Source organism: Streptomyces sp. NPDC021212, from assembly GCF_044332925.1.
GTDB lineage: Bacteria > Actinomycetota > Actinomycetes > Streptomycetales > Streptomycetaceae > Streptomyces.
Genome location: NZ_JBIRPZ010000036.1, coordinates 1 through 12,392, shown reverse-complemented (window position 1 = coordinate 12,392; position 12,392 = coordinate 1). Strand labels below are relative to the sequence as shown.

Here is a 12,392-nt window from a genome sequence, read left to right as displayed (position 1 = left end):
AGCGTCCCGGCCGCCTTCATCGCGCTCTCCAGATGAGAGCTGATGGACTTGAGCTCGCCCTCGAAATGCGAGGCTGTGCGTCCGGCTTCCCCGACAATGCGGCCCACGCCCGCCGGATCGATGTTCCACTTCGCCATGATCCCCGCGATTCCCCTCCCGGAGCACGCCGGGTCGAACGTGCTCCCCTTATGCCACTCATGTCTGCTGTGAAAGGTCCTTCGCGCTATGCGTCCTGGCCGCGCAGATGCCCCAGAAGGGAACGCAACGCCGCCCAGTTGGACGGGGAGTCGGCCTCTCCCAAACTGAAGTACCTGCCTGGGCTGCGTCGCGCTCCAATAGCCCGCGGCGGCTGGGGAACCGGCACCTTCCCAACCCCCACACCGGTCCTTCGGACCTCCTCCGCGCCGAGCGCCAGCGCGAGCGGGATGGGCGGCGTCTCGAAACTCGCCGGAGCGTTCACATCCCGCCGCCCGGTCCGCACATGAACGAGAGCCGAGCGAAGACCATGATGGGAGGCCAGGTCATCGGCGAGACCGGCGAGCGCGTCAAAGGGCGGCTCCTCACCCTTGCCGTAGCCGACCCCGAGGTTGATGTCCTCCTCCACGCCGTCCGTAGTGCGCAGGATGTTCGTGGCAGCGATAGCCGGGCGATCGGGCGCGCCCACGACCACCAGTCTGGTCGGCCGGGGGGCGCGTTCCCGCGCGAAGTCGGTGAGGTTACGCCGGGACCACGGCAGGCCGGCCGGCTCGGCCGTGCCCCAGGCGGCCGGAGCGGCGGCCCCGGTCAGATGCTGCCAGGCAGCCTCCAGCGCTCCGCCCAGCAACAGGTGTTCGTCAGCCCGGTGGCAGGTACGGACGGACAGCAGCAGCTGACGCTCATCCGGGTTGGGCACCGGGACGAAAGCCGCCGCCGTGCCTGTTCCACCGGTCTCCCGCGAGCTGCCCGGGACGGGGACGAAGGAATCGCCCTGCCAGCGCAGCACCGCCCCGGTCAGACCGTCGTAGTAGCCCCCGGTCTCCTCACGCACCACCCAACGCCCCTCAACTTCCGCCAGGGCGAGGCGGGCGGGGAGCGTCAGCAGCGTATGGGGCGGGGTGACGACCTGCACGCGGCGCTCCTCCGCCGCAGCGGAGAGCAGCGCATTACCGAACCACGAGGACAGCGCGAGAACCGGACGATCCTGAAAAAGGACGGCCGCGGTGTCGGTCAGGACATCCACCGCCGGCTGTTCGGGATGCGGCGCGGGAGGCACCTGAACGCCGTGGGTGTCGACGACACCGATCCCCTCCTCCACGGCCTCCGACGGCCACAGCACACCGCCCAACAGGGCGACCAGGCGCCCGGCCGCCACTGAGGCAAGGCGCTGTGCCTGGTCCGTGGCAGCCGTCGCACGCACTTCCGTCCACCACACCGACTCGCCCAGCTGATCCGCCGGCACACCCAGAAGCCGCCGCGCTTCGTGCGGCACGGCCAGCAGCATCGGGGACTCGATAGAGACCAGCGGATGCCCCTCGCCATCGGCCAGTTGCACCACAGCACCCTCGCCCAGGGTCTGCAACCGCAGATCAGGTCCTCCCGACAGCAGACAGGCCGCAATGGTCCGCGGATCCGGCAACTGCAGGGTGAGGGCAACGACGTCCTTCGTCATGATGCCGCCCCGTGGCTCTCGAACTGTCCGGGCCAAGGGACGCGGAAGCCGATGCCGCTCGCGACGGCCTTCATGCGCCCGCCCCTCGGTCACGAAACCGCACCGCATGCACTGACGCTTTCTCCCGGAGCGGTGCCTCCCCCGGAGCCCCATGTCTGTCCACCATAGGTCACAGCCCGTCAAGAAGGGGAACCCAAAAGGCGCATCCGCAGGTGAGGCCATGGGGCGGACCCGGCGCGCCACCCCATGCGGGGCCCAGCGTCTGCGCGGCGAGCCAGTCGCAGGCTGACCGGTTGCGCAACTGCCCGGGCGACGCGCATGCGCGTCGCGAGAAATGATGGCAACACCGTCAGCGAAGGCTGCAAGCGAGCATGAGGTGACCAGCGCTTCCAGCGCCTCCCTAGGAGCCGACACAGTAGCCGTGGGCCATGCCCGATACCTCGGTGGCGCACTTCTACGACGAACTGGCCGAAGGTCAGGACCGCGCCTCGGTGCTGGACGGCTCTTGCGGCATCAGCACGCAGGCCATCGGCCTCGCGCTGCACGGGCACCGCGTCACCGGAACGGACCTCAGCCCCCGCGCCGCCGCTCGTGCCGCCCGAGAGGCCGCCCACCAGAAGGTGACGCTGCGCACGGCCGCCGCCGACATGCGGCGCCTGCCGTCACGACTACCAACGTGGACCCTTCGTGCCCGTTCCCGCAGTGCAGACGTCTCACTTGCCTCGGGACGAGAGCCCCGGCGCGCCGCCACCGGCAGCCTTGTCCGCCCCGGCCACCTCACGTCGGATCAGACCGTGAATTCCCGGATCACGGTGTTGCGGAACACCGCCTGCCCGTCGATCGTGAACAGCGCCAGCCCTGTGTCGGACGGATGGGGGAAGACCTCGGTCGAGTGCACGTACCGGCCGTCGCCGACGAACATCTCGATGGACGAACGGTCGACGAGGATGCGCAGGCGGACCGTGCGGGCGGACGGGTCGAAGGGCGTACGGCTCTCCTGCCAGCGGCCGGAGGTGTCGGGGCCGATGGTGTAACCGCGGTTGACGAAGGCGTAGCCGCCGTAGATCCCCGCGTCGATGTGCCGCTCACCGTCCGGAGACCGCCGCAACTGGAGCCCGGCGCCTACCAGTTGATCCCAGGTGATCTCGCAGGTCAGGTCGTACGCCGCACCCGTGTAGTCGAGCAGTCGCGTGCCGTCGACGGTGATGTCGCCGAGGTTCACCGTACGCGACACATGGTCGCCCAGGGCCGCCACCGGCTGGGACGCCAGGTAGTACGTACCCGACGGCGTACGCCTCAGCCGCACCTCGCGGACGATCGAGTCGGTGCCGTTGAAGCCGTCGCACTCGATCGTGGGGGTGGTGCTCGCGTAGTCCCAGTGGTTCATCCAGCCGATCGCGTACCGTGCGGCCGGGTCCAGGGCCCCGTTCGCGTCGCGTTTGTCGAAGGTGACCGCCGCGTACCAGTCCCAGCCGTGGTCCAGCCACTGGGGATCGGATGCGTCGGCGGTGAAGGTCGTGCCGTCGAAGGAGCCCATCCAGTACGCGAACGTGCTCGGCAGCCCGGAGCCCTTGCCATTGGCGCTGACGCCCAGTACCCACTTCCAGACCCCGTCCTCCGCCCTGATGCGGAACAGGTCGGGGCACTCCAGGACACCGATGCCACCCTTGATGAAGCCGCCGACGTACGTCCACGCCTTGAGGTCGGCGGAGTGGTAGAAGCCCACTTTGTCGTTCTCGGCAAGCGTCATCACCCACCGCCCGCGCTCCTCGTCGCGTATCACCTTGGGGTCGCGGAAGTCCCGTACGCCGGGGTTGGGGAGGACCGGGGCGGTGCCGTGGTTGGTGAAGGTGCGGCCGCCGTCCGTCGAGTAGTACAGGTACTGCGCCTGGCTGACGTCGTCGGGCGCCATGGTGGCGATGACGATCACCGCGCCCGTGCCGAAGCCCGCCGTACCGTCCGTGTCGACCACCGCCGAACCGGACCAGACATCGCCGTTGGGGGTGGTGTCCTTCGGCACGGCGACGCCCTTGTCGGTGAAGGAGACGAGGTCGGTGCTGGTGGCCAGGCGCCAGGTGGTGCCTGCCGACGTGCCGCCCGTCGAGTAGTCGGGGTTGTAGAGGTAGTAGTAGTGGTACTCGCCGTTGATCCAGATCGGGCGTTGGGGGTCGTTCATCCACTGGTCGGGGACCGTGAAGTGATACTCGGCGCGGTAGCTGCCCGCGCACCCGGCCGTAGCCTCGCCGGACGCCGCCTCCGCAGCTCTCGCGGGGACCGGCAGCAGAGCACCGGCGGCGCCGGCGGCCGAGGCCGCCAGCAGCGACCGCCTGGACAGAGTCCCACTTGGATTCAGCGAACTCCTCGACATGCCACGCATCGTGCGGCTCCCTTCCCCGACGTCGTCGGGACGTGCCTCATGTGGACCGGACCGTATACCTAACTCGTTAAAGGTCAAGCCTTCACGCACAGTTCGTTCAACGACTTCCCAACCACACACATCCCTTGACAGGGCCGTAACGGGATTCTCATCATCAGGGAACCACCTGCTACTAACACGAGTTAGGCCCGCCCATGACCGACTCGCTCCTCTCCCGCCGGGACCTGATGCGCTATGGGGCGTACGGCGCCGGAGCCGCCGCTCTCGCCGGCGTCGCGGCCGGCTGGGACCGCCTCACCGGCGCCGACATCCCCGGTCGCGACGACGGCTCGCTCGTCATCGCCACCCTCGGCTCCGCCCTCAGCCCCGAGGCCCAACGCACCCTGCGCGACGGGTTCCGCGAGGTCCACCCCGACATCAAGATCCGCATCAACGCCGTACAGGCATCCGACTGGTCGGACTTCTTCTCCAAGATCCTCACCCAGATCGCCGCGGGCACCGCACCCGACCTCGTGTACGTCGCCACCGAGGGCGTGCAGCTCTTCGCCGGCCGGCTCGGCGTACCGCTGGACAGGTGGGCGAAGCGGGACGCGGCCGAGCTGCGCCCGTACTTCGCCGATGTCCATCCCTCGCTGGTCGAGTCGATGATGTACGAGGGGAGCCTCTACCAGCTGCCGGTCGAGTTCAACGCGGCTGACATGTACGTCAACAACCGGGTCCTGGAGCGGGCGGGCGCCGGTCTCCCCGACGGCGACTGGACCCGCGACGACTTCACGACGCTGCTGCGCGCGATGAAGCGCAGCAACGGCGCCCGGTTCACGCCCTACTTCTGGACCAACCGCCTGTGGGGCGGAGTGGTCCCCTGGCTCTTCGCCAACGGAACCAATCTCCTCGCCGAGTCCAAGGCCCCCGGGGGTGACTGGCTCTGGAACTCCTTCTATCCCGAGGCGCAGCGGCGCGGCCGGGGCGGCGGCTACCGATGGACGACACCCCAGGCCGACTCCGACCGCGTCGCGGAGGTGTACGACTACCTCGCCTCCCTCATCCAGGAGGACCTGTGCACCCGCCCGGAGGGCGGCGACGGCCGGAACCTCGTCGGCGTGTTCTCCACCGGCCGCGTCGGCGTCACACCCGCGGGCGGCTTCTGGGCGGGCGGCCTGCACCTCGCGGGCATGAAACCGACCGACTACGACGTCCGGTATTTCCCGCGTTGGCGCACGCGACGTCACCAGTTCGGCGCCGCAGGGTACGCGCTGCTGCGCACGTCGAAGATGCGGGACGAGGCCTGGGAGTTCATCAAGTACACCGCCCGCAAGGACGTGATGACCCAGCTCTTCGCAGCCAACCAGACCACCCCGGCCCGCCGCTCCATGGTCGACGGGGCCCGCTACCGGGAGACCGGCCCGGCCCACTGGCAGGTCTTCTACGACACCCTCGACAAGATCCCCATCACCGGCCCGATCCCAGCCCCGCCGCAGGTCAACGAAGTCGAGCAGCTGCTGATCAAACACACCGGAGCGGCCCTCGCGAGCCCCGGCGCGGTGCGTCCCGCGCTGCGACGGCTACAGGGGGACCTGGAGAAGGCCATGGAGCGTGAGGTATGACGAACACCGAGGTCAGGCCCGTACGACCCGAGTCCGTCCGTACCCACAAGGCCCCTCAGAGCCGTAAGGCGTCCGAGCACGCGGCCACCACCGCCCGCAGCCGGGGCACCCGCCTGCTCGCCGTACTGTTCCTCGCGCCCACCGTCGTCGGCATCGTCGTCTTCACGGTCGTACCGATCGTCGGCTCGGTCGTCCTCAGCCTCTTCCGGTGGGACGTGATCGAGGACCCCCGATGGGCAGGAGTGTCCAACTACCGCGATGTCCTGACCGATTCGACGGTCCTCGTCTCCTTCCGCAACACCCTCGTCTTCATGGTGCTCGCGGTCGCGCTGCAGTTGCTCATCGCGCTCGTGCTGGCGATCACGGTGAACGGCCGGATGCCCAAGTGGCTGCGGCCCGTCTTCCGTTCGGCGTTCTTCTTCCCACTGGTGCTCTCCGCCGCGTCCATCTCGGTGGTGATGAAGTACCTGTTCAATCAGGACTTCGGCCCCGTGAACTGGCTGCTGGGCACGGCCGGCATCCCCTCGGTCCCATGGCTGACCTCGGAGAACGGGGCGATGGCGGCCGTGGTCCTGGCATACGTCTGGCAGCAGTTCGGCTTCTCGTTCCTGCTGTTCGTCGGGGGCCTGAACAACATCCCGAAGGAGGTGCACGAGGCGGCCTCGCTGGACGGCGCGAGCGGTCTGCGCAAACACCTCGCCCTCACCCTGCCGCTGCTGTCGCCCACGCTGCTCGTGGCGTCCGTGGTCGGCATCATCAACGCCCTCCAGGTATTCGAGCAGCCGTACGTTCTCACGGCCGGCGGTCCCGGCGACTCCACCCGCACGGTCGTGATGGTCATCTACGAGACGGCCTTCGAGCAGCTCCGCTTCGGCGAGGCGTCCGCCGTGGGTGTCCTGCTCTTCGTCCTGATCATGGCGGTCACCGCCCTCCAGTTCCGGCTCAGCCGGCGCTATGTCCACTACCAGTGAGCCGGGTGAGTCGAATGAGTACGAGTTCCCTCTCGGGTTCTGTGTCGAGTGCCCGCACGAGCCCCGCCGTGTCGCGGGTACGGCACGGCCTCGCGCCTTGGGCCCGGATCGCCGGCCTGGCGGTGTGCGCGCTGTTGACGCTCGGCCCGGTCATCTGGACGGTGTCCACGTCGCTGCGCACACCGGCGGAGTCCTTCGACCTGCCGCCGGAGATCATTCCCACGGACCCCACCGTCGACGCCTACCGCGGGGTCTTCGACCAGATCGACGTCTGGCTGTACGCGCTGAACTCCACCCTGGTGACCGCGCTGATCGCGGTCGGCCAGATGATCACTGCGGGCCTGGCGGGCTATGCCTTCGCCCGCCTCGAATTCCGCTTCAAAAAGCCGCTGTTCGCGCTGGTCCTGGCCACGATGATGGTGCCCTTGCAGGTCACGATCGTCCCGGTCTTCCTGGAACTGAAGACGATGGGTCTGACCGATACCCTGCTCGGCCTCATCATCCCGGCCTTCCCGACGGCCTTCGGCACCTTCCTGATGCGCCAGTACTTCCTGGGCATGCCGAAGGACCTGGGCGAGGCGGCGATGATCGACGGCGCGGGTCCGTGGCGCGTCTTCCGGTCCGTGTACGCCCCCTTGGCGGCCCCCGGTCTCGCCATCGTCGGCGTACTGGCCTTCAACTACCACTGGAACGAGTTCTTCCGGCCGCTGATCCTCGAAACCTCCACCGAGAACCTCACGCTGCCGCTGGGTCTGGTCTCCCTCCAGGGCAACCTCGGCACCGGCTCGATCTCCGTCGTCCTCGCCGGAGTCGTCCTTTCCATGATCCCCGCGGTCGTCGTGTTCGTCGTCGGCCAGCGCCCTCTGCGCGAGGGCATCGCATCCGCAGGAGTCAATCGTTGAGTTCCGTGAGCCGGTCGACTGACGCCCAGAGCCCGCGCTTCCGGGTCCGCCCGCCGGCCAACTGGATGAACGACCCGAACGGGCCGTTCCGCTGGGGCGGTCGCTACCACCTCTTCTACCAGCACAACCCCGACGCCCCCGTCCACGCGAACATCCACTGGGGCCACGCCTCCAGCCCCGACCTCGCCCGCTGGGACGACCACGGAATCGCCCTGCGGCCGACGCCCGGCGGCCCGGACGAAGCGGGCTGCTGGTCCGGCTGCGTGGTGGACGACGGTGGTGTACCGACAGCGGTGTACTCCGGGATCGACCGCGATCACCAGGGCCTGAGCACGATCTGTCTCGCCGTGGCCGAGGACGATGGCCTGGAGGAGTGGAAGCAACTGCCGGTGCCGGTGGTCGCCGGTCCGCCACCCGGCATGGACGTGACGATGTTCCGGGACCCCTTCGTCTTCCGCTTCGCCGGACGTCGCTGGGCGCTGGTGGGCGCGGGCCACGCCGACGGCACCCCGTCCGTTTTGGTGTACGACTGTGAGGACCTGTACACGTGGCGGTTCGCCGGGGTCCTGCTGGACGGCCGCGACGCGGCGGCGGCCCGCGCCTTCGGTACGCGGGCGATCGGCTGGGAATGCCCGCAGATGTGGGAGACCGCCAGGGGCAACTGGGTGCTGGCGGTGGCGCTGTGGGACGGCGACCCGCTGAACACGGCGTACCTGACTGGGCATCTGCTGGAAGAGGTAGACGGTGGGTTGAGGTTCCGAGTCGGCACGGGCGGCCCCCTGGACCTCGGCCGCGACTTCTACGCCCCCTCCGTCCTCCAGGACACGGAGTCGGGCCGCGCCCTGCTCTGGGGCTGGTCCTGGGAGTCACGTCCGAGTGAGGGGGTGGACCGCGCCGGCTGGTCCGGAGTTCTCACGGCACCACGCGTGGTGGACACCCACGAGGACGGCACGTTGCGGGTCGTACCGGCTGCGGAGCTCGAACTGCTTCGAGCGGCCGTCCCGTTCACGGCCACACCCGGACCGCGCTGGCCGCTCCCCCTCTCGTACGACCTGCTGGTGACCGCCCGGTCGACGGCGACGTTGAGTCTGTTGCGGGCCGCGTCCGGAGGCGAACTGACCGTGCGGCTCGACCCGGCGTCCGGCACCGTGACCCTGAACCGCACGGCCTGGCCACGCTCCCGCCCGGACGGCACGGCCCCCCTGGTCCTGCCGGCCCGGCGGGGCGAGACCCTCACCGTACGGATCCTCGTGGACGGCTCCCTTCTGGAATTGTTCGCGGGCGACCGGGCGATGGCCACGGAACGGGTGTACCGACGGGACGACGACGTCCCGGAGCTGGCCGTGTCGGGGAGGGACGTCGAGGTCACGGGTTGGGCGCTGGTCCCACCGAACCCCGCATGACGACGGGGCACTCCAGCCGCCGGGTGGCGACGGGCGGCGCGGTCCCGCCGGCGATGGCGTCCAGGAGCAGGCGGGCGGCCGTTTCTCCCATCGCGCGGTGCGGCAGAGCGACCGTGGTGAGGGGCGGGCTGAGGAAAGCAGCCATGTGCTCCTGGTCGTCGTAGCCGACGACGGACAGATCGGCGGGCACGTCGAGGCCCAGACGCGCGGCGGCGTGAAGGACACCCGCGGCGACCCGGTCGTTGTAACAGACGATCCCCGTGGGCCGCCGGTTAGCGGGAACACCGTCCAGCAACCGCAACGCTCCCTCGTACCCGGCGGCGATCTCCCCTCCCGTCCGCGTGATCCAGTCCTTCTCGGCGGTGAGCCCCACCGCCCGCAGCGCGTCCCGGAAGCCACGCAGGCGCTCCGCGGTGGCGATGTCGTCCAGGCCGCCCACCTGGGCAATACGACGGTGGCCCGCGTCGAGGAGGACGCGCGCGGCGCTGCGGCCACCGGCCCGCTCGGCGGGGATGACGGCCGGGAGGGAGCCGTCCTCGGCGTAACAGTTGGCGAGCACGGCGAACGTGCGGTGCAGGCCGTCGGGGACTCGGGCGCGGCGCAACGACAGCGCGGCGTAGATGATCCCGTCGACCCTCCGGTCGAGCAGTTCGGCGACCGCCGCGTCCTCGGTGGCCGGGTCCTGCCCGGAGTCGACGGTGAGCACCAGATGCTCACTGTTCCAGGCCGTGTCCATGGCCCCGCGCAGCAGCCGCCCGGCGAACGGCGATGTGGCGATCTCGTCCGTGACCAGACCGATCACGGCGGTACGACGTCGGCGCAGGCCGCGGGCGACGGCGTTCGGCCGGTAGCCGAGCTGCGCGGCTGCCTTGCGGATCTTCTCCTGCGTCTCGGCGGAGAGGTTGCCCCGGGCACGCCCGTTGAAGACGAAGGACACGGCCGTGTGCGACACCCCGGCAAGCCGGGCGACATCCCGCGAGGTCGCCCGCTCAGCCCCGCCACTCCGCGTCTTGTCGACCCCGCCCATGCCTCGTCCCCGCCGCATTTCCCTGATCAGGCCAGCCTACCCGCGGAAGATGCTGCGGAGCCCGCGCCGCAGACCGAACGGTCGCGGTGAGGCATGTGCCCCACCCCTCCGAGGCGCTCGCGACGCGGCTTACGCTGCCCGAGTCGGTGCACGCGACCGGCGCCCTGTGCCACAAGAACCTGTTCCCACTGATCGAGCAGGTCAACGAGGACCACGCCCCGGTTCACATCACCTCCCGCAAGGGCAACGCCGTCCTGATGTCCGAAGAGGACTTCACCTCCTGGACGGAGACGGTGCACCTCCTGCGCTCCCCCAAGAACGCCCGCCGCCTCCTCGACTCCATCGCCGAGGCCGAGGGCGGCCAGACCCAGCAGCGTGAGCTGATCGACCCCGACGCGGAGCATGCGTGAGGATCTCCTTCACGTCGCACGCCTAGGAGGACTACACCTACTGGGCCGAGAACGACCGCAAGATGATCAAGCGCATAAACAAGCTGATCGACGACACGCACCGACTCGTGCACAAGCCGACCGACAACGAGTTGATCATCGTCCAGGCGCGGTACCACTACTGACCACGCGCTCCGCCATGGCGGGGCAGGCCACGGGGCAAGACGTGGTCGGCTTGCTTTCCGACCTGATCTCCGCCCGAGCCGGCCCGGACAGGAACCGGCAGGGCGGAGCTGAACGCCACCCTCCAACAGTGCGAGGGGGACGGTTTCGACACGACGACCAAAACGGAATGGTCGCTGTTTACAGGCGGTCCGTGAGATCGGGGCCCCGCCCGTCAATGACGTCGGGCATTTCGATGCCGTGACCTTCAGCGCGTCCGAAGTAGGTTGCGTCACCCGCCACCGCCGTCACCCCAAGAAGCGCATCGAGTTCCCCAAGAGCCGCAGCGAGCCTGGGTGCGTTACGCTTGTGGATTTCCGGGTGCGGAAAACCCCTGAAGTCGAAATGACCCCAGATGTCATGGAAAACCGCTACGTCAGCCGAGAGATAGCATTCATCCGGATCGACACTCAATACGATAAGATCCTGCTCGTACCGCTCCTCGCCCTCCGCGTCGAACCATGTTCCCCGTCCGGACACAGTGAGATTTCCTACCCGGGCATCCGGGTAACCCGAAGGCCGGCTCCGCTCAATTCGCTGGGCGAGGTCGGCGGGGTCGAGCCGCCCCGTCACAGGGAGCGTCGTCTTGATGCCGATACCGCCGACGCCGTAGACGAACCAGCGCCATTCCACCCGACTCGGCTCCAAGAGGCCGTGATCCCGCAGCAGCTCCGACATGCGCGCCGCTGTACTCAACGCGGACTCCAGGCCGGGCGGCGCGAAGTGGCCCAAGTCCCAATCCCAGGAGGCACATTCCTCGGGTGCGCGCATCAAGAAAGGCATGCGGACTCCTTACGGGTAGATTTGACCGTTGGGTGGAATGGTGACAGAACCATCGTCAAAGCGTAGCTCGAAAGTTGCCTCGGTCCTCTTCGCGAAGTGCTCCACTGCCTTGACGGTGGCTTCCGTGAGGGCGGCCCTGGTGTCGTGGACATCCAAAATGGCGACCTTGGGGCCTGAAATGGCGCCGTCCAGCCCCTTCTTTGCGATCTTTTTTGCTGCGGAACTGATGCCGGACTCGTGATCCACGTCCTTGAGCTGGCACCCATACTTGATGTCCTCCCCTGACTTGACCAGGACATCGAGATCCAGTCCCTTATCTGGCAACTTTTCCTCGAAGGCCAGGTCGTCCACTCCGCGTTTCTGGAGGTCCGCGGCGAACTCCATGGCCTGGTGCACAGCGGGAAGCATACCCTTTTGCTTACACTGAAAGAGGAGACCCTCTTTTCCATAATAGCCGGGTAGACTATCAAATCTTCCTTGAGCGATGTGCTCGGCGATTCTCGCGCCGTATCCGCTCTTGCGCAGCTGTGTGAGCGCACGCTCCAGGTCCTGTGGTGGCATTTTCGCACGCTTGAGCGCGTCAGTGACCGCAGCTTCTTGATCAGGGCTCATAGGGGCGGTCGGTTTTTGAGCGGTGCGGTCCCCCTCGCCGACTCGGTCGGACCAGTCGGAGGGGTCGTGGCTGCCGCCGTCCGGTCCGTCCCCAGAGCTACCTTCGGTACCAGGGCCGTCGTGGTCACCACCGCTTGCCCCGTCGTGCGCGGGCGCGTCAGGTCCGCTGCCATGACTGCCTGTCGGCGGGCCGTGGTGTCCGCCCGCGCTGTGGCCGTCGCCGTGCCCGCCGGAGGGGCCGTCACCGTGACCGCCGGTCGAGGGGCCGTTGTGCCCGCCGGCACCGGGGCCGCCGCCGTGCCGCCCGGTGGCAGGCTCGTGGTGAGCGGAGGGGCCGTCGCCGGTGTGTGCGTGGGCGCGTGGCTGGTGGTCCGCGCCGCCCCCGACCGTGGCCTTCTCGCGCTCAGGTGCCCTTTCGTGTGCGGGGTGGTCCTCGGGCAAGGACTGCTGCGGG

The 12,392-nt window shown here is 68.7% G+C and carries 12 protein-coding genes and 2 pseudogenes; 8 read left to right on the top strand and 6 right to left on the bottom strand.

What is annotated here, in order from left to right:
* On the bottom strand, positions 1-137 hold a 137-nt coding region (locus ACH4SI_RS41965), incomplete at its 3' end, for a DUF6507 family protein (protein WP_398306322.1).
* Positions 138-223: 86 nt separating this feature from the next.
* Positions 224-1,648 carry a DUF6177 family protein gene (locus ACH4SI_RS41960; RefSeq protein ID WP_398306316.1) on the bottom strand — a complete coding sequence of 475 codons (1,425 nt, stop codon included), beginning with the start codon at positions 1,646-1,648 and terminating at the stop codon, positions 224-226.
* A 428-nt stretch (positions 1,649-2,076) separates the two neighbouring features.
* Here ACH4SI_RS41960 and ACH4SI_RS41955 point away from each other — a divergent pair.
* A pseudogene (locus ACH4SI_RS41955) lies at positions 2,077-2,310 on the top strand (methyltransferase domain-containing protein); the annotation flags it as partial.
* Between the two features lie 125 nt (positions 2,311-2,435).
* Here ACH4SI_RS41955 and ACH4SI_RS41950 read toward each other — a convergent pair.
* A complete protein-coding gene (locus ACH4SI_RS41950; protein WP_398306313.1) occupies positions 2,436-4,016 on the bottom strand; it encodes a glycoside hydrolase family 32 protein in 1,581 nt (526 codons plus the stop codon).
* A 203-nt stretch (positions 4,017-4,219) separates the two neighbouring features.
* Here ACH4SI_RS41950 and ACH4SI_RS41945 point away from each other — a divergent pair, with 203 nt between their 5' ends.
* Genes ACH4SI_RS41945 through ACH4SI_RS41930 form a run of 4 tightly spaced genes read left to right on the top strand, consistent with a single transcriptional unit; the run spans position 4,220 to position 8,905 of the window.
* Positions 4,220-5,629 (top strand): extracellular solute-binding protein, encoded by a 1,410-nt coding sequence (locus tag ACH4SI_RS41945; RefSeq protein WP_398306310.1) that lies wholly within the window; start codon positions 4,220-4,222, stop codon positions 5,627-5,629.
* On the top strand, positions 5,626-6,600 hold the full coding sequence (locus ACH4SI_RS41940; RefSeq protein ID WP_398306307.1) for a carbohydrate ABC transporter permease: 975 nt from the start codon (positions 5,626-5,628) through the stop codon (positions 6,598-6,600). Before ACH4SI_RS41945 ends, ACH4SI_RS41940 begins: the two co-directional genes overlap by 4 nt.
* Before the next feature lie 14 nt (positions 6,601-6,614).
* The gene (locus ACH4SI_RS41935) at positions 6,615-7,502 is read left to right on the top strand and encodes a carbohydrate ABC transporter permease (protein WP_398306304.1); all 888 of its coding nucleotides are present in this window, start codon (positions 6,615-6,617) and stop codon (positions 7,500-7,502) included.
* 5 nt (positions 7,503-7,507) lie between these two features.
* Positions 7,508-8,905 (top strand): glycoside hydrolase family 32 protein, encoded by a 1,398-nt coding sequence (locus ACH4SI_RS41930; protein ID WP_398306301.1) that lies wholly within the window; start codon positions 7,508-7,510, stop codon positions 8,903-8,905.
* Here the strand turns inward: ACH4SI_RS41930 and ACH4SI_RS41925 are convergent.
* Positions 8,868-9,932, bottom strand: a complete 1,065-nt coding sequence (locus ACH4SI_RS41925; RefSeq protein WP_398306298.1) for a LacI family DNA-binding transcriptional regulator — start codon at positions 9,930-9,932, stop codon at positions 8,868-8,870. The genes ACH4SI_RS41930 and ACH4SI_RS41925 overlap by 38 nt on opposite strands.
* Before the next feature lie 146 nt (positions 9,933-10,078).
* Between ACH4SI_RS41925 and ACH4SI_RS41920 the strand changes: the two genes are divergently transcribed.
* Both ACH4SI_RS41920 and ACH4SI_RS41915 read left to right on the top strand, forming a co-directional pair.
* Entirely contained in the window at positions 10,079-10,342 is a 264-nt protein-coding gene (locus ACH4SI_RS41920) for a type II toxin-antitoxin system Phd/YefM family antitoxin (RefSeq protein WP_398306319.1), read from the top strand.
* Positions 10,339-10,506 (top strand): annotated as a pseudogene (locus ACH4SI_RS41915) (type II toxin-antitoxin system YoeB family toxin). The gene ACH4SI_RS41920 and the pseudogene ACH4SI_RS41915 overlap by 4 nt, the downstream one beginning before the upstream one ends.
* A 178-nt stretch (positions 10,507-10,684) precedes the next feature.
* Here the strand turns inward: ACH4SI_RS41915 and ACH4SI_RS41910 are convergent.
* Positions 10,685-11,326: a hypothetical protein gene (locus ACH4SI_RS41910; protein WP_398306295.1), complete on the bottom strand. Its 642-nt coding sequence runs from the start codon at positions 11,324-11,326 to the stop codon at positions 10,685-10,687.
* 9 nt (positions 11,327-11,335) lie between these two features.
* On the bottom strand, positions 11,336-11,887 hold the full coding sequence (locus ACH4SI_RS41905) for a hypothetical protein (RefSeq protein ID WP_398306292.1): 552 nt from the start codon (positions 11,885-11,887) through the stop codon (positions 11,336-11,338).
* A 321-nt stretch (positions 11,888-12,208) separates the two neighbouring features.
* Between ACH4SI_RS41905 and ACH4SI_RS41900 the strand changes: the two genes are divergently transcribed.
* On the top strand, positions 12,209-12,392 hold a 184-nt coding region (locus ACH4SI_RS41900), incomplete at its 3' end, for a hypothetical protein (RefSeq protein WP_398306289.1).

Excerpts from the sequence above, each read along its gene's own strand:
- ACH4SI_RS41960 (WP_398306316.1), bottom strand. The coding sequence starts at position 1,648 with ATGACGAAGGACGTCGTTGCCCTCACCCTGCAGTTGCCGGATCCGCGG.
- ACH4SI_RS41935 (WP_398306304.1), top strand. The coding sequence starts at position 6,615 with ATGAGTACGAGTTCCCTCTCGGGTTCTGTGTCGAGTGCCCGCACGAGC.
- ACH4SI_RS41945 (WP_398306310.1), top strand. The coding sequence starts at position 4,220 with ATGACCGACTCGCTCCTCTCCCGCCGGGACCTGATGCGCTATGGGGCG.
- ACH4SI_RS41905 (WP_398306292.1), bottom strand. The coding sequence starts at position 11,887 with ATGCCACCACAGGACCTGGAGCGTGCGCTCACACAGCTGCGCAAGAGC.
- ACH4SI_RS41910 (WP_398306295.1), bottom strand. The coding sequence starts at position 11,326 with ATGCCTTTCTTGATGCGCGCACCCGAGGAATGTGCCTCCTGGGATTGG.
- ACH4SI_RS41925 (WP_398306298.1), bottom strand. The coding sequence starts at position 9,932 with ATGGGCGGGGTCGACAAGACGCGGAGTGGCGGGGCTGAGCGGGCGACC.
- ACH4SI_RS41950 (WP_398306313.1), bottom strand. The coding sequence starts at position 4,016 with ATGTCGAGGAGTTCGCTGAATCCAAGTGGGACTCTGTCCAGGCGGTCG.
- ACH4SI_RS41940 (WP_398306307.1), top strand. The coding sequence starts at position 5,626 with ATGACGAACACCGAGGTCAGGCCCGTACGACCCGAGTCCGTCCGTACC.